The organism is Pseudothermotoga sp. U03pept, from assembly GCF_051235805.1.
Classification (GTDB): Bacteria; Thermotogota; Thermotogae; order Thermotogales; family DSM-5069; genus Pseudothermotoga_B.
Genome location: NZ_JBPNXV010000001.1, coordinates 677,367 through 695,416, shown reverse-complemented (window position 1 = coordinate 695,416; position 18,050 = coordinate 677,367). Strand labels below are relative to the sequence as shown.

Sequence of the window (18,050 nt, the reverse complement as noted above, 5' to 3'; positions counted from 1 at the left end):
CTCCTCAGAAAGGTCCATACTTTGTCAAAACAGCAAGAACCACGAAAACAACAGTGATGGCAAAGACGATCAACTGCAAAAAGATCGTCTTGCGAAACCAACGCGTGTAACTCATCGAAGCAAGCGAGAGAGATATCAAAAGCACGGGGTTTGTTGGAAAAATCATGTTCGAAAAACCGTCTCCAAAAGACCAAGCAAGGATCATAGTCTGTCTCGAAAGTCCTGTGAACTGTGAAAATGGAACAAGAATTGGTATGAGCAAAAATGCCTTTGCAGAAGCAGATGGAATGAAGAAGTTCAAGATCAGAACTACGATATAGATCAACATTGCACATTGAACAGCCCCGACGTCTTTGAGACCTTCCACGGAATACTTGAGAATCGTATCGATGACCATGCCTTCGGTGATTATGTGTTTAACACTTGCGGCAAAAAGAATGAGCAAGACAGAAGGCGATATTGTAGCAACGCCTTTGAAGAAAACCTTCAGTGTTTCAGACCATCCCATCTCTGCAAATAAACCACAGCCAAGACCTGTGATGAGATAGATCAACGCAATGAGAGGAACCGAAAATTGTTGAAGATTTTGGATAAACAACGACGCTATCACCAAAAGGAAGATCCCAACGACACAGATAACGAAAAACAACGCGCTCCTCTTCGTTCGATCATCAAAGAGCTTCTGTTCATCTGAGATCTCAACTCTTGCAGAGTTGCGGTCAATTCTCTTTGCGTAGGCAATGAGAAAGACACAGAGAACGATGTAGATCACAGCGAAAACCAGCAATCTGAAAGCCAATCCCGAAAACAGAGGAACAGATGCAAGTTTCTGGGCAAGTACCACGGTGAATGGGTTCAAGGTTGCGGAAGCAAAACCAAAACCAGCAGAGAGAATACTCAAGCCAAGACCTACGAACTCATCCCATCCTAATCTCAAAGACAGTTCCACCACGATCGGCACCAAAGGCACGATTTCTTCGAAAAGTCCAAGAACAGAACCAAAGACCATGAAACACAGACTCAAGATCGCTATCAGTGAATACCTTCTTTGTCTGAAAGTGCCAGCGATTTTGTGAACGACCAGTTTTAGAACCTCTGCTCTTTCGAGTACGTAAAAAGTACCCCCGACGATTAAAAGCAAGAGTATGAGCATCGATATTCTCAATCCATCAGGACCAAGGAAGACTTCCAGTGGTGCGGTGAACCATCGGTAGATGGGTAGTCTTTCTGAGTGTAGCGGAACATAGGAGTTGAGGTCCAAAACCTCGTTGCCATCGACAAACTTTCTCTCGAACTGTCCCATGGGCAAAAGTAAGGTCAGAATACCAGAGAAGATCATCAAACTCAGAAGTATAGCGGTGGAAGAAACAAAGGTTTTTCTGTTTATCGAGAGTGTTTTTTCACCCACCAGAGAAGATCACTCCTTCACAAACTTTAGATTATCACAAGATATTGTGATATGATCTGCACAGAAAGAAAGGAGAGATCTTTGTGAAAACATATCGCAAAGAACTTTGGTTCAACACCAAGAAAAGAAGAGAGTTCATAAATATAACAGAACAGCTTGAAAAAGCCGTGAAAGAAAGTGGTGTCAAGGAAGGGCTTTTGTTGTGCAATGCGATGCACATAACTGCGAGTGTCTTCATAAACGATGATGAACCCGGTCTTCATCAAGACTTTGAAGACTGGCTTGAGAAACTGGCTCCAGAAAAACCGTACTCTCAGTACAGACACAACGACACCTTTGAAGATAACGCCGATGCACATTTGAAAAGAACCATCATGGGTAGAGAGGTAGTGATTGCCATCACCAATGGAAAACTCGACCTTGGTCCATGGGAACAGGTTTTCTACGGCGAATTCGATGGAATGAGAAACAAAAGGGTGTTGATCAAGATAATCGGCGAGTAAACTCAGTCTATCTGTTGTGTCTTGTACTGTATCGCTTCTGCCACGTGGTTGAGTTTAATCTGCTGACTCTGTTCCAAATCTGCTATTGTTCTGGACAACTTGAGGATCTTATCGATCGATCTACCTGAAAGGTTGAATCTGCTCACCGCTCGTTTGAGCAGATCTTCACTCTTTTCGTCGAGTTGTACAAACTTTTTGAGCAACTTCGAAGGCAATCGGCTGTTCACCAGAAAACCAAATTCAGCATATCTTTTCCTCTGAAACTCTCTTGCCATTAGAACTCTTTCTCTTATCTTAGCACTGCTTTCTGCATTGCTTTTTGAGAAATATTCGTCAAATTCCACTTTCTGAACTTGAACGACTATGTCAATTCTGTCGAGGATGGGACCTGAGACCTTTTTGTTGTACCTGATGATATCGTATGGTGAGCAGTTACACACCGCTTTCGGATCACCGTAATTTCCACACGGACATGGATTCATAGCTGCTATGAGCATAAACCTCGCAGGATAGGTGATCGTTGCCTTCGCTCTCGCAACCGTTACAACCCCTTCTTCCAGAGGCTGCCTGAGAGCCTCTATCACATCTCTTCTGAACTCTGGAAACTCGTCTAAGAAGAGGATGCCGTTGTGTGCTAAGGTGACCTCACCAGGTCTTGCGTCGTTACCGCCACCAACTATTGCGACGTTTGAAGCAGTATGATGAGGTGAACGAAATGGTCTAAAAACCTTTCTTTCGTTGACAAGTCCGACTGCACTGTATATTCTCAGGACCTCAATGGCCTCTTCGTCACTCAGCGGCGGCATGATCGAGGAAACTCTCTTGGCAAGCATGGTCTTACCCGCGCCAGGGCTGCCTTTCATCAGCACGTTATGAGAACCTGCAGTTGCGATTTCAAGTGCCCTCTTTGCAAAAGCCTGACCTTTCACATCGGCAAAGTCCAAATCGGTATCATACGTGAAAGGTGGAAAGCCTTGAAAAGAAACAGGCGTGAAATCAACAAGGCCATTTACAAACTGAGCAACTTCCTTTAGGTCTTCAAAGGCATAGATTTTCAAACCTTTGATCATTTGGGCTTCTTCGAGGTTTTCCTTTGGAAGAATCACGATGCCCTCGTAGTTTTGCTGGGAGAGTGAAAGAAGGCTTGTCAAAACACCTCTTACCCTTCTAATCTTGCCTTCCAAAGAAAGTTCTCCAAAGGCAAGAAGATCCAATTTCTGTAAAGCACCAGAGGCTTGGAGTATTCCAATCGCGATGGGTAAATCCAGCAGTGAGCCTTCTTTTTTCAAATCAGCCGGTGCAAGGTTCACCACAATTCTTCCTTGAGGAAAGTCAAAGCCAGAGTTTTTCAAAGCGCTCTTAATCCTTTTTTTGCTCTCCTTTACAGCCGTATCTCCTAAACCTACTATATCCACATCGTGGATAACACTCTTTCTGTCGATATCGACTTCAACGGTTATAACATTGACATCAAGACCTAAGACTGTAACAGAATTGAGTTTTGCAGGCATCTAATCACCACAGCGGAATTCTCGCCGGTAACAGGTGTGCGACCACAAAGCCTACCCCTATGCCGGCGAATGCCTGTGGCCAAGTGTGACCCAGGTCTTCACGGACATAGGGCCTCAAATTCACCGCATCGGCAACCACAACCATGAGAAGTGCAGTGGCAACAGCTGTTACAGGAGAATCATAACCTGTGCATCTCGCCAAAGAAAAAGCGAGTCCAGACATAGCAGCTGCATGACCACTTGGCATACCACCGTATTTCTTGAAAGTAGAAAGCCTTTTCGAAGTGAAGACCTTTATCAACTGGGCAACTAAGAAAGACAAAACAGTCGCCACAAGGGCGGTATTTTTGAAAAGATCAAGCATGGAATAGAAAGTGGACAACATCTCCCTCCTTGATTATGTAATCCTTTCCGTGTGCCTTTACTGCCCCCGCTTCTTTCGCATCTTTCAAAGAGGGGTATCTCAAAAGCTCTTCAAAAGCAATAACCTCCGCTTTGACAAAACCTTTTTGTATATCTGTGTGTATCAAGCCTGCAGCCTCATAGGCGTTTATACCTTCTTGCGCGACCCAGCTTCTTGCCTCGTTTTTGGTGGCAGTTAGAAAGCATATAAGCCTAAGAGTTCTTTTGATCTCTCGAAAGAATCTTTCTTTCAGTGGTTCTTCAAATCCATAAGCCATCAAAAGATCTTTGGCATCTTCTGGTTGCAGCTGCGATACTTCGTATTCGACCTCTGCATTCGCAAGAATGAGTCCTGAGTTCTTTTTCTTCGCGATCTTTGCAACTTTTTCGTAGATGTGGTCTTCCATACCCCACTCATCAACGTTAGCAACGTAGATAACAGGTTTCTCAGTCAGCAGAAAGAGCGTATCTATGATCTTTTGTTCATTCTCATTTCTTTCAAAACTCAGAGACAGATTTCCTTTCTCAAGATGATCCTTGAGCCTCTGAAGCAAGGCAAGTTCACTTCTCGCCTCAGCATCTCCAGCTTTGGCTTGTTTGGATATCTTTTCAATCCTCTTGTTTATGGTTTCAAGATCTTTCAAAATCAATTCTATCTCGACAATCTCTATATCTCTCTCTGGATCAACACTTCCCATTGGATGTGATACATCTGTTATCTTAAAACATCTGACGACATGAAAGATCATGTCAACCTTGCTTATGTGATCGAGAAATTGATTGCCAAGTCCCTCTCCCTTACTCGCTCCTTTCACCAAACCTGCTATATCGACTATATTGAAAAAAGGATGAATCAGCTGCTGTGATCCTTCCATCTGGCCGAGTTTTACAAGCCTGTGGTCTTCGGTCACCAAAACTCCAATGTTCGGATCTATCGTGCAGAATGGGTATTTCTCTGCAGGTACATTTTGATCTGTCAACGCATTGAACAGCGTAGATTTGCCGCTGTTTGGTAACCCAACGATCCCTGCTTTTTTCATCTTTGAGCCTCTTTTGACTTTTTGTATTGGTTTACGTAGTTCAACTTCAGGTTTGTCACAACTGCTTCCAATTCTTTGTGGATCTCCTGATCTATATCTTGAGCAATGGTTTTAAGCACTGAATCGAGGACATCTATACCAAGTCTTGCCTCGTTCAAATCTTGACGCATTTCGCCGTATTCATCTTTTGTCAAGCCAAGTCTTGCCCAGCAACGCGCTGCAAGGGTGTCGAAAAAGAGTACTATCAGATCCTTCATCGAAAGTTTTGGCATCTTTCCTTCTTCTTGCACAAAGATCACCCCCAACTTTGGCTGAAGGTTTCTAAAAAGATCTGACTCGTCTCTTTGTCTATATTACAAAGCCTTATGGTCTTCAAAGAGGTCGAAGGGTGTTTCACAAGATAATCTCTAATCGCTCTGAGAAAAACATGAGCACATTCCTTCTTAGGAAATCCAAAGATGCCACTACTTATGGCTGGAATACTTATCGATTCTATCATGAGTTCATCAGCCTTTGAAAGAATGTTTATAACACAGTCATACAGTTTCTCGTGTTCTTTGCCTTCACCCCAAACAGGACCCACGGCATGAAAGATATACTTTGCCTTCAACTTTCCAGCATTAGTCACAGCCACAGCCGAGACAGGTACAAGTCCAAATCTCTTCACGTATTCGTTGCTTTCCATTTGAACTTCAACACCGGCTGCCCTCACAATTGCCGCAGCAACTCCGCCACCATGCTGCAAGCGAGAGTTCGCTGCATTGACTATAACCTGGGTTTCCTGTTTGGTTATATCGTCTTGAACTACCTCCACGATGGTCTTGTCATATTTGAAAGTTGCTAAGAGCAAGCAATCACCTCACAGATAGACTATTTCATGGGTGATCTGTGCAGATTTCTTGAGCATGCCAGCTACACTGCAGTACTTTTCTTGAGACAGTTGAACCGCCTTTTGAACTTGCTCCACCGCAGGTTGGTTTTTGAATTTGAAGATGTACTTCAAGTGTATCTTGGTGTACACCTTAGGATGATCCTCAGATCTTTCTGTGCTCACTTCGATGTTGAACAGTTCTACGTCGTCCAAGACTTTCATCTTGCCAAGTATCGATACAACATCCATGCCTGTACAACCAGTCAATCCCGCCAAGACCAGTTCCATAGGGCTTGGAGCACTACTTAGTCCGCCGTTCTCTTTCTTCGCATCCATCAAAACCTGCCTGCCTGAATCTGTATGTGCTATAAAACTCATCTTACCAAGCCATTCTGTTTTCATTTGTCTCCCTCCAATTATAATGATACAACAAAGAATAACTTATTCTCCAAGGTGGCACGTATCATTCAAATAGATTATGCGCGGTTTACTCGAAAAATCAACGGCAGTCACTGAGGCGTTGTCGAGCCGGAAATTTTTGTGAAAAGGTATGGGAAGCTGAAGTATCCAACAGATGAGCATTCTAATCGCAATGGCATGGGAAACTACCACCACATCCTTCTCCACAGGATTGTTGATGATATCCGAAATGGCTCGTACAACACGTGTTTGAACTGCCGCGAGTGATTCAACACCATCGATTCTTGCCTCGGGGTTTGTAGACCATTCTTTGTACGCTTCACCGTGTCTTTCGAGTGTCTCTTTCATTGTCAAGCCATTCCACAGAGAGATCTCACACTCTCTCAAATTCTGATCCGCAACAGGTGAAAGCGCAAATCGGTCAGCTATCCTTTGTGCAGTTTGATAGCTCCTCGACAGGGGACTTGTGTAAACTGCGCCAATTGAAAGCTTAGAAAACCTCTGCGCCAACCTTTCTGCTTGTGCAAGACCTCCTTCGTTCAAAGGTATATCGACATTGCCCTGCCATATTTCTTTGTCATTCCATTCTGTTTTCGCATGCCTCACAAGGTATATCCTCAAATTCATCACCAAATTCAATAGTAACATGCTGTTGTTGAGACACCAATACTTTCTAATAGTATTTACAACTTGCTGTGAATTTCTTTTCACAGGAGATTGGTGCACAACAACTCTCAAAAGAAAGGAGGTATGCAAGATGAGACGATTCTCAACTTTGACCTGTTCCGCCTCACTTTGCCATCTTTTCTGTCGCTTGCCCACACAAGACATTTGAATGCTTCTTAAGATAACAAAATCTTCTGCCATCTGTTGGCATTTTTCGTACATTTCCAGCTCAGCTGCTTACCACAATCTCACAGGCTTGTGGATAATCATAGAAATCATTCCTGATTCTCTCGCATAGGAAGTGTTAACATAGGATGGAGGGGTTTCTCTTGAATGGATTGATAGCCTTTTTGCCGGTATTTGTGATCTTGGTCATGCTCTTGGTGGGGAAGAGTTCCGTCGGTAGAGCAGGTTTCCTTGGACTCTTAACGACGTTGATTCTCTCTGGAACGTACTTTCACACACCTCTCGAGGTCATTTGTCGATCTGTGCTGGCTGGCTTAGTTGCTTCATTACCAGTTTCGGTGATCGTTGTTGCCTCTCTTTTGCAGCTGAGTATCATGGAAGTGAGTGGGGCGATGAAAAGAATTATTTCGTTCTCAAGGCAGCTGTGTTGTAAGGATGAGGTTTCACAGTTTTTGACATTGGTGATCGGTTTTGGCACGGTTCTTTCGGCTGCTGGTGCCGTTCCTGTAACCGTCATAACTCCCATCCTTGTGGCAATGGGATATTCCTCGGTGATGTCAATCTCTCTTTCGGCACTCGGTTACGATTCACTGTGCACTTACACAATTCTTGGTGTACCGCTTGTGGTCTTTTCAGACATAGTTGGCGTTGATCTGATCTTTGCGGCAAAGCACTTTGTACCATTCATCTCTGTGGTGTCTTTTAGCATCTCAGTGGCAGTGCTTTACATTGCTGGTGGTTTAAAGTACATCAAACGCGGTTTTGTACCATCGCTGATGATTGGCCTGCTTTCCTTTCTTGGTGCGGAGCTTGCCATCTTTCTGAAAGCACCGATCATCACCGGTCTGATAGCTGGCTTTCTCATCATCGCTGTACTCTTGATCTTATATCGATTGAGGAATGGCAAAGACCTTATGGTTTCTCCAAAAGATGAAATGAGCTTGATAAAGGCATTCATGCCGTGGTTAATTCTGATCTTCTTCATCGTTTGTATTAATCTTTTTGAACCTCTCAGGAACCTCTTTTACAAAACCCTCTCTGTGCCGATCGACTTACTCAAAGGAAGACCTGTATACACACGACCATTTTGGCAAGCCTACACATGGATCTTTGCGAGTGGTGTGATCAGTCTCTTCATCTACAGATTGAATAATCAGCAACTTCGAGAGATCTTTCGAAAAACCAAGAAACGTGTGGCACAACCTTTCTGGTCTGCAACGGTTTTCTTTCTAATCGCATATGTGATGATGAATTCAGGTTTTGAAAAGACGCAAAATGGCTTTGAGCTGTTAAGGGTTGAAAACAACATGATACACGCAATGGCAGTCTTTTCTGCGAAGCTTTTCAAAGACTTTTATCCATTTTTCACTCCATACCTTGGTGTGCTCGGGGGCTTTGTCACTGGTACACAGACTTCTGCAACTGCCATGTTCGCAAACTACACTATGGAGACCTCAAAGCTTCTGGGTTTTTCGCCAATCTTTATGACTGCAGCTGTCGCCTTTGGCAGTGGTCTTGCATCGGCGATCTCACCCTCAAAGTTGCAGAACGCAGCAGCCTCGATTGACAGAATAGGTGAAGAGAAGAAGGTATTTCCAAAAACAATCTTGATAGTTCTACTCATGGCACTTTTCACATCAGTAATAAGCTATTCTGTGAGAAAATACAGTTTGTGAGGTGAGAAACCATGAAAAGGTTCTTCAAGGTATTGTTAATCGCATTTGCTTGCATTGCTGGCGCAATAGCGATCTTTTTTATAATCTTCAACTGGGGTATGAACGAAGTAAAGAAGATACAGATCAAAGATATATCCATCTCTCAAATCGCAGACGGTGAATATCTTGGTGAGTATAAAAACGGTAGGTGGCAGTATGTGGTAAAGGTAGTTGTAAGAGACAAGAGAATTGAGGATATACAAATTCTGAATCAAAAATCTGGATTCATAGACATGAATCTTTACAGAGAGGTGAATGAGTCGATCATCTCCAGAGTGTTGAAAAATCAATCTCTTAAGGTGGATGTAGTGACAGGTGCAACCGTCACGAGCAAGGCTTTATTGAAAGCCATTGAAACTGCGTTGGAAAGATGATCAAAGAACAGGGTGTGGTGTTTTGAAGCAGAGATTTGCGGTTATCTTTTTCTTCATAACCATCTTGTGGATAGGAATGTTGTTCTACTTTTCGACGAGATTTCCCAATGAATCTGCAAGACAGGCAACTTTTGTCTACAATCTTCTCAAGAAGCTCGATCGAATCTTTGATTTTTCTGAGACAACACTCTTTGTCAAACTGAGAATGACTTTGAACAGACTTTGGTTTGGTGCTCACAGGGCAACTGGGATTGAATTCATCAGAAAGAGCGCGCATTTTGGACTTTACATGTTTCTCGGTTGCTTTTCTTTTCTCTTTGGAATCTTCTATACGCAGAAGATCTTCGGTGCCATTCTAATTGGTCTTTCTTTCCCCGCATTGATCGCTTCTTTGGACGAATACAGCCAGCAGTTTTTCCAAAGGGGTGCTTCGCTGAACGACGTGATAATAGACATAAGCGGGGCAGCCTTCGGTGTTTTGATTTCAACCACCACCTATTTTGTGGTGATTACGATTGTAAAGTCGATCAAAAAAAGATCGAAGAGATGTCATGAGTCTCAGCCAAGGTTTTGAAACTGGACCTTCAGATCTTTTATCACAAACCTACTCCAAGTGAAAGCCACCACAGCGTTGGTCAGATTGCCTATGACAATTCCCCACCAAACACCACTCAAGCCAACTTGAAAGACATTGACCAAAAGCCAACAGAAAAAGACCTGCATAACAATCGTTCTGAAAATGGTTATAGCCAGGCTCTTTCCACCGTGTCCAATCCCCTGAAACATCGCAGAGGTGAACATGCCAAAGGGTGTACCGGGTAGAAAAAGACTTAACACCATCAAAGCGTCCACGAGATCTTTGAAGATGATCTGCCCTCTTTGTGAGTAAGTGAAGATGAAGGCTATTTGCTTTGCAAACAGCAGTATGAGTGTCATGATACAAAGCCCTAAGAAAAAGCCGAACCTTATGGCAAAGAGGTGGGCTGTTTCGAGTTTTTTCGCATCTCTCGCTCCATAGGCAGCTCCAACGACCGATGTGACAGCCGTCGAGGCACCTATCATTGGAATGGTTCCAAGATTGATCACACGCCATGCACTCGTGAAGACAGCCACTCCAAGTTGCCCACCAGCCCTTGTCGCAAAGCTGTTCAGTATGAAGATCGCTACAGACATGGACAGCTGGGCAAAAGATGCTGGAATGCCTATGCTGAGTATGTCTTTGAGTGCAGGCAGGTTTATTCTAAAGTTGCGTAGATCGATCGAAAGATAAGTGCTTTTCTTGATGAAAAACCAGTAGAATATGAGAAAACACCCAACTGCTGCAGAAATGATCGTTGCATATGCAGCACCTTTTACACCGAGTTTGAAGGTGTATATGAAGACAGGGTCGAGAAAGATGTTCAGAATCGATCCAATCGATATCGCGTACATAGCCCTTTTGGCATCGCCCTCGCCTCTGAGAATCGCGTTGCCCACGTTGCCGAACATGAAAACGATGATGAAGTACAGTATGATGTTGGAATAATCGAGAGAAAGTTGTAGCACATCATCTCGCGCACCCATTAACCTCAATGTAGGCTTTATAAGCAGCAACGATGAGATTGTAAGAATCAAACTCAGGACCAGAACCAAAAAGATAGCTGTCTTTGCCGCTTCGTCAGCAGAATTTTTGTCTTTCATCCCTATTTTTTGTGAGATCACCGCGTTGACACCTATGCCTATACCTGCGGCAAAGGAGAGTATTATCATGAAGATCGGAAAAAACATACCTATGGCTGCCAATGCCTCTGGTCCCAAGCCTGCAACCCATATGCCGTCTGCCAAGTTGTAGAGTGTTTGTACGAACATCGCTGTCATCATCGGAATGGCAAGCTTTATTATCGCCCGTCTGGGATCTCCGAGCAAAAGCTCTACGCCCTTCGTTTTCTGACTCATAGGATCACCTCTGCTAAAGTTAGTACCAAAAACTATTCTAACACGCTGACAGCGAGTTTGTCTGAATCGGTGATGAAACAGTGGCTTGGTGCTGCAAAAAATGTCAAAGAGATAAGGAATGTTCCTTACCCTTTCTTGATGGTTTATGGAATGAGATTTAGGATCATTCTGTCAACAAAGACATTGATGTTCGTGAAATAGGCAAAGCTGTCACTTTCGATTGAAACGAAGGGGAAGCCGTAGATGGTCCCGTTGTGGCAAACGCCTTACCCTTGTTGTCCACGAACGGGTGTAGTTGGATGAAGCTCACCGGCAGATGTTCTAATGCCTTCCTGGCGTGCAAGATCCCAATACTCACACTCAATAGAACCAGACTCTCTTCGTATACAGGCCTTGGTGAACGGTAATAGATCACTGCCCTATCTTTCAACACGTAGAGGCCCCAACCACGATCGTGCGGCGCGTTCTTGCCAAACCACGCCATGTTTTATAGATTACGGAAAAGATCCTTCACTTCTCGCCTCGTTTCGAACGAGAAAACAACCATCCTGCACATCGTGCGATCACGCCCATGCACCATCGAACCTTCTGTACAATATTTTAAAGCCCACGCTCCGCTTCTCAACTGTTCTGTATTGGCTCCTTGATCGCTTTGTCAGATCGCATTCTGCCAGGTAGAACTTCTTTATCTGCTCGTTCTAGAAACTTCTTAGTATGATTTTCACCCTCATCGGTTAGGTCAAGGAGTTGAACCTCCAGAACTTTTGACAATCTTTCTTTAACTGCGTGAGATTCCGTTTGGACAAAAATTAACGCATGCGAGGCATCCTGTGCATTCGAATATATGCATTTACCTCGTTTATCTCCTCCTCAATCCAACAGACCTCGAATGGAAGTTACATCGTAATGGATTTCGATTGTGTAGTCGTTCGAATCCGAATGAACGGGGTTCCAATTGAAACCACAATAAGAAAGTAAGTTCATCCTCATTGATCCAGCATCAAGCGCAGGCTTGACGGTTTTGATGTGGACAATCGTCGCATTCGATGAAAGTGAGGCAATGGATTTCCGGAAAGAGGTAAAGAACAACGTGTTAACATGTGCAAATGGCGGAATGACGTATCAGAATGCTTGAAAATAGTGTAGCTGACATCACGGTCAGCTACGCAACGGATAAGGCTTACATACGGTATGTACCGCTCATAATTGCTTGTAAGAAAATCCGTCGCTGCCAATCGAGCTTAATTTTTCAGCGCTATCCTAATTTTCACGACGAAAGTTTGGTATGATTGAAGTGAATAAAGACTTTCAAAGTACATCGCCTCAGTTGCGATTTGTCTTCTAGGAAAAGCGATGGTGGGGATAAAGAACAGAAATCACCGGGGCATGTACTCGTCTTTGAGGAATATGTAAACATGGGTGCTGACGAACTATATAGTCTACTTCAAGATTTCTTCGAGGAATTAGAACTCCGTCAAGAGGCATATGATAACCTCGAGTTTAGCTACTTCGAACAGGAGGAATTAGACTATGGAAATCACCAAGTTTGAAGCGGACTTCTATAAAGCACTTGAGGATCTATTCATTGGTGCGGAAATCGAAGGTAAGTCAGGATACATCAATCTCATGAAATTCAAGAGCGCATATTACAATAATGTTGTTAAGCCCAAGCTTGCAGAGCTGATAACGCAAGAACTTAAAACAAAATGCATTGAAGATTTCAGAGAAGAACTCTTTGAGAAACTTTATACGTTCTTCAAACGATACTTCTCTGAGAGCGGTTCGATTTACTTTACATACACTTCTTGGAGTGAGAAGATATATGAACGTGTATATGATCCAGAAAACGACGTTGCTCTTTTCTGGAAGACACGGATGCTTTATTACGTTAAAACGGAAAAAAGATACCAGAGCATGGAAGTAAAAATCAAAGGGATTAACGGTACTGATATTGTATTCTGGTTCGATGTCAGTAACCTGGAGCACAAAAAGGCTAATGAGAAAAAAGAGATGAACTTCACATTCAAGGGAATAGATGAAAAAGGCAGAATAGTACTTGAAGGTTACTACAAAGAGGGTAATAAGCAAACAAATGTTGAGGACATAGTCAGGCAGGTAAGAGCACAATCTAAGCAGATTCAGTCACATGAGATTGCAGAGATGCTTGAGAGAGTAACTACGGATGATGTGGAGAAGGCTATAAGCATATTCAATAAGCAGTCTGAAGTGGATTACTTCATAAACAAGGATGCCGAAAAGTTTCTCAAAGAACAACTTGATATGTTTGTATATCAATACATGTTTGATTCAGAGAATATTTGGACACCTAAAAGGGTAATGGAAATACAAACCTTTAAGCATGTAGCGGAAAAAATCATTGAATTCATAGCTCAATTTGAAAATGAGTTAGTAAAGATTTGGAACAAGCCAAAGTTTGTCTTCAACAGTAACTATGTTATCACAATAGATAGGCTCCCCAATGAGATTATTAACAAAATTGCGAATCACCCGAACTTAGGGCTGCAAGTAAAAGAATGGGTCGAACTTGGCATCGTAGAAGAAGGATTTACGTTTGGAGATGTTCTGAACACGGATCTTTTCGAAACAAAGAACAAAAAGTACAAATATTTGCCTATAGATACAAGATACTTTAAAGACTTAGAACCTGAAATTCTATCCCTTTTTGATAATTTAGACGAAGCTCTTGACGGAATACTCATACACAGCGAAAACTACCAAGCACTGAAAACAATTTTGCCGAAGTTCAAAGAAAAAGTTCAAACAATATATATTGATCCTCCATTTAACAAAGAACAAGATGCTGATTACTTGTATAACGTTAAGTACAAAGACGCCACATGGGCTACCATGCTTGAGAACAGGTTAACGTTAGCTCGCGAGTTCTTAAAGGATAGTGGTAGTATTTTCGTAAGATGTGATTACAACGGTAATTGGATACTGAGAGGAGTTATGAATGAGATCTTCGACGATGAAAATTTTAGAAACGAGATTATAATAAGTCGAACGAAGGCAAAACAGCAAGTAGAAAATCGTTTTGTACAACAAACTGAAAGTCTGTTTTTCTATTCCAAAACTGAAAATTTGCTGTTGAAAGAAGTTGAAAGGCCAAGAAATCCTGAATGGCATTTACTACTTCATTTTCCAAGAGAAAATTGCACTCCGAGAATTGTTTTGGGCAAGGAATATTATCCGCCGAAAGGGCGAAGGTGGGCTTTGTCTCAAGAAAAAATCTCAAAATTCGAAAAGGAAGGCAAGGTAAGAATTAATGAGAATTTAAGCTATTTGGATTGCAGAGGAGTAAAAATCGAAGGTGTACCAGAATTATTGTACGATTCTGAGACTGTAGGCAATGAGTGGATCGATATACCTGGTTACGGTCAAACTCAGCATTTTCCCACCGAAAATTCCGAAATTCTTTTAAAACGCGTCATAGAATCCACATCCAACGAAGGAGACCTCGTAATGGACTTCTTCCTTGGTTCTGGAACAACAATAGCGGTTGCCCACAAGCTTAAGAGAAAGTGGATAGGAATAGAAATGGGAGAGCATTTCTATACGGTTATACTACCAAGAATAAAGAAGGTATTAGCATACGATAAGTCCGGTATTTCGAAAGAACAGGATGTTAAGGATAAGTATAACGAAAAGAATGCAGGTGGATTTTTCAAATATTACGAACTCGAACAATATGAAGACGTGCTAAGAAATACAAAATACGAACACGCTGATATATACTTGCGACCTTCAGCTGGAAAAGATGAATTTAGCGAGTATATCTTTATGAGAGCACCTAAATTTGTGGAAGATGTTGTCAAAAAAGAAAACAACGAATTTAAGATATCCTTCGAAAAGCTGTATCCAGACAAAACCATTGACATCGCCGAGACTTTATCAAACGTTTTAGGAGAGAAAATAATCAAGATTTCAGAGAATTACGTTGTTTTAGAGAAAACAGGCAGGATAGATTTCGATAAAATCCCTGTAGAGTACATAAGCAACTTGATATGGTGGTGATAAGATGCCAGCTTCAGTGACAAGAAGAAAAACAAAGAATAGAAATGACGAGGTAAAAATAACACCTTTACTTAGAGAATTCATAGACGAATACGCACCAAGCTATGAAGAACTTTCAAGAGAGTGGAAAGATATAGACATTGAAGGCTTCTCTAAAGAGAAAAGGCTTTGGGATTTCCAAGTGGAAGCAATAAAATTTGCAATTCGCGCGCTGTATTATTACTATGCGGTCAAAAATGCCGATAAATTTTCGTTTTGGGAAGAGTTCAAATATTATTGCTTAGAAAGGTATGATTTAGACATTGATGAATTGTTGAGTATTAAAGCCTCAGACCGAGAAGTGTTTAGCATCTTAAGCAGTTTTTTCCCCAGTATTGAGGACAAAATATCATTTGGCAACTTCTGTAACAGAATGGGATTTTGGATGGCAACTGGTAGTGGTAAGACGCTATTGATAGTAAAACTAATTGACATCTTGGCAACATACATGGAACGTGGACTAATACCAAAAAAGGATATCCTGTTCTTGACCTACAGGGACGACCTGATTGAGCAATTTGAGAGACACTTTGCGGAATACAAATTCAGCATTAGTAGGACACCTAAATTGTTCGAATTGAAAGACTTTGGCAAAGCAAAAGAATTAAACGACTTTCTGGTTTTCCCAGTTTTCTACTATCGCTCGAATAACATTAAAGACAGACAAGGGGACAAGACACTTGACTTTAAGGACTACGACAACAAAGGAAATTGGTACATCATACTCGACGAAGCTCACAAAGGTGATAAGGAATCCAGCAAAAGTCAGCAATACTTTTCCATATTATCAAGGAATGGACTTCTATTTAACTTCTCTGCCACATTTACTGACGTTCGAGATATTTTAACAACAGTATATGAGTTCAACCTTAGTTCATACATTCGAGAGGGTTATGGAAAAGTTTTGAGAATATTCGATGAAAACATTAAGTTATCTGGCAAGATTTCTGAAGACAGCCCAGATTTCGATAGAGAAGAGAAAGAGATGATATTTCTAAAAATACTCATACTTCTAACGTACTTGAAGAAGAAGTCGCGGGAATTGCGAGCGAACAAAGAGTTGATGGTTGAATATCATTCACCTCTTGCCGTGTTTCTCGGAAACTCGGTAAATATTGACGATTCAGATGTCAAGCTAATCTTTGAAAGGCTAAGGTTTTTGTCCTCGAAAAAAGGTTTTGAAAACTACTTCAATGGAAACGATTTCCTCAAAGCCAAAGAATCGTTAATCAATTCCATTCCGATTCATCCACTTGATGAAGACAATGATCCAAGATTTGACAAAAACGAGCTCTACACGGTAACACCTGATGATGTGCTACGGGAAGTTTTTAACGCGGATACTCCTGGAGAGATCGAAATAATTACATCCAATTCCGGAAAAGAATTTGCAGTCAAGCTAATGACAAGCGACAAACCATTTGCTCTTGTCAAAGTTGGGGAAGCGAAGAGACTCGCTGAAATGCTCGTTCGAGAATTCGGACTGAGGGTGCAGGAACGTTTTGAAAACATCGAATATTTCGCAAATTTGGATGAGCACGATTATGTAAACATGTTGATAGGTTCAAGGGCTTTCTATGAAGGTTGGGACTCAAACAGACCGAATATCATAGTCTTTGTCAACATTGGAACCGGAGAAGACGCGAAGAAATTTGTGCTTCAATCCATAGGAAGGGGATTGAGGATTCAACCAACCAAAAATGGTAACAGAAAAAGATTGGAAATGGATAAAAGATTCAGGAGGTACATTGACATAATAAAGCCAATTGAAACACTTTTTGTTTGGGGAACCAAGAAAGACGTAATACAGAAAATTGTTGAGGGTGTTAAGACGCTTAAGGAAAGTTCAGGGACTCAAGTGAGTTTGTACAAAAATGAGCCCAGAATCGCTAACAACAGGATTTTCATACCCGTACTTGTGAAGGTTCCTGCACAAAACGACCTTGACACGATACAACGTTTTCATCCGATAACGCTCTCTGAAAACGATTATACAGATGCCAGAAACGTTGTTATGAGCATGTCAGATGAAATGCTTTACTTTATGTTCTTCCTTAAGAGTAAAAATGCAGTCAGGAAGGTAGGACTGCTAAGAGAAATTTTTGATGAGGCAAACAAAGAGAAGTATTTCATCATTGAAAGGAACACAAACAAGCACATTGGGTGGTATAGCGCGATCCGTGCGGTTGTCAAGGCGATTGAAAGAGAAGTTGGTTACAAATATGAACTTGCATTGTCTTCAGAAGATGAAGAGCACATTCAGCACTATAAAAGAATCCTGATCAAGCTTCCAGAAAAGACGACAGAACGGATCAGTGAGTCGATAAAAAAAGTATATCACGGTCAAAGGAGACAATCATTTGAGCCAGTAGTTGGGGAAAACCGTAATGATTTACTGATAAGGTTCTTGGAGGAGCATTACTATGTTCCAGTTTTAGAAGCTCTGAATAGAGAAGCGGTAGGTGACAAAATATTGGATATAGTTAAAGAGAAAAGCGAGATTGATTTTATTGAGGAACTCATTACCGTTTCTGATAAATTCACCGTAGATTGGTGGCTTTTCAGCAAGATAGTCGAGAGAAAGGACAAAGTCTTTGTCCCTTATCGTACCAAGGAAGGTGAGGAAGCTTACTTTTATCCGGATTTCATTTTTTGGTTTAGGAAAGGGAGTAAGTACCTTGTTGCCTTTGTCGATCCAAAAGGGACAGAGCATGCCGATGCCGAAAGAAAGATAGATGGATTCGAGGAACTTTTCGTTGAAAATAATACTCCTAAGAAGCTCAAAACTGAAGAGTACGAAGTTAAAGTCAGGCTGTTTCTTTACAAATCCAATAAAAGCATACAAACCCCGAAGAAATATGCCGATTACTGGCTTAACAGCATTGACGATTTTGTAAAACGCGTCAATCAAGAATTTGAAGCTGATTGGTAATGGTCCCCAACGA

At 41.8% G+C, this 18,050-nt stretch carries 17 protein-coding genes; 7 read left to right on the top strand and 10 right to left on the bottom strand.

All coding sequences use genetic code 11. The annotated features are described in order from the left end of the window. Positions 1 to 4: 4 nt before the first annotated feature. Positions 5 to 1,408, bottom strand: a complete 1,404-nt coding sequence (locus ACSFC1_RS03450; protein WP_435564728.1) for a hypothetical protein — start codon at positions 1,406 to 1,408, stop codon at positions 5 to 7. Positions 1,409 to 1,491: 83 nt separating this feature from the next. Here ACSFC1_RS03450 and ACSFC1_RS03445 point away from each other — a divergent pair, with 83 nt between their 5' ends. Continuing rightward, a complete protein-coding gene (locus tag ACSFC1_RS03445; RefSeq protein ID WP_435564727.1) occupies positions 1,492 to 1,911 on the top strand; it encodes a secondary thiamine-phosphate synthase enzyme YjbQ in 420 nt (139 codons plus the stop codon). Positions 1,912 to 1,913: 2 nt separating this feature from the next. Here ACSFC1_RS03445 and ACSFC1_RS03440 read toward each other — a convergent pair whose 3' ends face one another. Genes ACSFC1_RS03440 through ACSFC1_RS03410 form a run of 7 tightly spaced genes read right to left on the bottom strand, consistent with a single transcriptional unit; the run spans position 1,914 to position 7,043 of the window. Further along, the gene (locus tag ACSFC1_RS03440; RefSeq protein ID WP_435564726.1) at positions 1,914 to 3,422 is read right to left on the bottom strand and encodes a YifB family Mg chelatase-like AAA ATPase; all 1,509 of its coding nucleotides are present in this window, start codon (positions 3,420 to 3,422) and stop codon (positions 1,914 to 1,916) included. Positions 3,423 to 3,426: 4 nt separating this feature from the next. Further along, entirely contained in the window at positions 3,427 to 3,807 is a 381-nt protein-coding gene (locus ACSFC1_RS03435; protein ID WP_435564725.1) for a divergent PAP2 family protein, read from the bottom strand. Continuing rightward, complete coding sequence (ychF, locus tag ACSFC1_RS03430) at positions 3,779 to 4,864, bottom strand: redox-regulated ATPase YchF (protein WP_435564724.1); 1,086 nt, start codon at positions 4,862 to 4,864, stop codon at positions 3,779 to 3,781. Before ychF ends, ACSFC1_RS03435 begins: the two co-directional genes overlap by 29 nt. After that, positions 4,861 to 5,154 (bottom strand): DUF1844 domain-containing protein, encoded by a 294-nt coding sequence (locus tag ACSFC1_RS03425; RefSeq protein WP_435564723.1) that lies wholly within the window; start codon positions 5,152 to 5,154, stop codon positions 4,861 to 4,863. Before ACSFC1_RS03425 ends, ychF begins: the two co-directional genes overlap by 4 nt. Positions 5,155 to 5,159: 5 nt before the next feature. Continuing rightward, positions 5,160 to 5,714, bottom strand: coding sequence for a macro domain-containing protein (locus tag ACSFC1_RS03420; RefSeq protein WP_435564722.1), 555 nt, complete (start codon positions 5,712 to 5,714; stop codon positions 5,160 to 5,162). Positions 5,715 to 5,723: 9 nt separating this feature from the next. Beyond that, positions 5,724 to 6,137: an OsmC family protein gene (locus ACSFC1_RS03415; protein ID WP_435564721.1), complete on the bottom strand. Its 414-nt coding sequence runs from the start codon at positions 6,135 to 6,137 to the stop codon at positions 5,724 to 5,726. A 39-nt stretch (positions 6,138 to 6,176) separates the two neighbouring features. Then, positions 6,177 to 7,043 carry a histidine phosphatase family protein gene (locus ACSFC1_RS03410; RefSeq protein WP_435564720.1) on the bottom strand — a complete coding sequence of 289 codons (867 nt, stop codon included), beginning with the start codon at positions 7,041 to 7,043 and terminating at the stop codon, positions 6,177 to 6,179. Positions 7,044 to 7,150: 107 nt separating this feature from the next. Between ACSFC1_RS03410 and ACSFC1_RS03405 the strand changes: the two genes are divergently transcribed. The 3 genes from ACSFC1_RS03405 to ACSFC1_RS03395 are packed head-to-tail and all read left to right on the top strand — an operon-like array spanning position 7,151 to position 9,670. Further along, positions 7,151 to 8,683, top strand: a complete 1,533-nt coding sequence (locus ACSFC1_RS03405) for an L-lactate permease (RefSeq protein ID WP_435564719.1) — start codon at positions 7,151 to 7,153, stop codon at positions 8,681 to 8,683. 11 nt (positions 8,684 to 8,694) lie between these two features. Then, positions 8,695 to 9,096, top strand: coding sequence for an FMN-binding protein (locus ACSFC1_RS03400; protein ID WP_435564718.1), 402 nt, complete (start codon positions 8,695 to 8,697; stop codon positions 9,094 to 9,096). A gap of 22 nt (positions 9,097 to 9,118) precedes the next feature. Next, complete coding sequence (locus ACSFC1_RS03395) at positions 9,119 to 9,670, top strand: VanZ family protein (RefSeq protein WP_435564717.1); 552 nt, start codon at positions 9,119 to 9,121, stop codon at positions 9,668 to 9,670. On the opposite strand, the gene ACSFC1_RS03390 is transcribed toward ACSFC1_RS03395, so the two are convergent. Next, positions 9,655 to 11,031 carry an MATE family efflux transporter gene (locus ACSFC1_RS03390; RefSeq protein ID WP_435564716.1) on the bottom strand — a complete coding sequence of 459 codons (1,377 nt, stop codon included), beginning with the start codon at positions 11,029 to 11,031 and terminating at the stop codon, positions 9,655 to 9,657. The two genes, ACSFC1_RS03395 and ACSFC1_RS03390, sit on opposite strands and share 16 nt — an antisense overlap. A 72-nt stretch (positions 11,032 to 11,103) precedes the next feature. On the opposite strand from ACSFC1_RS03390, the gene ACSFC1_RS03385 reads away from it, so the two are divergent. Further along, positions 11,104 to 11,232 carry a hypothetical protein gene (locus ACSFC1_RS03385; RefSeq protein WP_435564715.1) on the top strand — a complete coding sequence of 43 codons (129 nt, stop codon included), beginning with the start codon at positions 11,104 to 11,106 and terminating at the stop codon, positions 11,230 to 11,232. 577 nt (positions 11,233 to 11,809) lie between these two features. Here the strand turns inward: ACSFC1_RS03385 and ACSFC1_RS03380 are convergent. Further along, on the bottom strand, positions 11,810 to 11,881 hold the full coding sequence (locus ACSFC1_RS03380) for a 4Fe-4S binding protein (RefSeq protein ID WP_435565974.1): 72 nt from the start codon (positions 11,879 to 11,881) through the stop codon (positions 11,810 to 11,812). A gap of 680 nt (positions 11,882 to 12,561) precedes the next feature. Between ACSFC1_RS03380 and ACSFC1_RS03375 the strand changes: the two genes are divergently transcribed. Both ACSFC1_RS03375 and ACSFC1_RS03370 read left to right on the top strand, forming a co-directional pair. Next, the gene (locus tag ACSFC1_RS03375) at positions 12,562 to 15,066 is read left to right on the top strand and encodes a site-specific DNA-methyltransferase (protein ID WP_435564714.1); all 2,505 of its coding nucleotides are present in this window, start codon (positions 12,562 to 12,564) and stop codon (positions 15,064 to 15,066) included. A 4-nt stretch (positions 15,067 to 15,070) separates the two neighbouring features. Further along, positions 15,071 to 18,037 (top strand): DEAD/DEAH box helicase family protein, encoded by a 2,967-nt coding sequence (locus tag ACSFC1_RS03370; protein ID WP_435564713.1) that lies wholly within the window; start codon positions 15,071 to 15,073, stop codon positions 18,035 to 18,037. Positions 18,038 to 18,050: the final 13 nt, after the last annotated feature.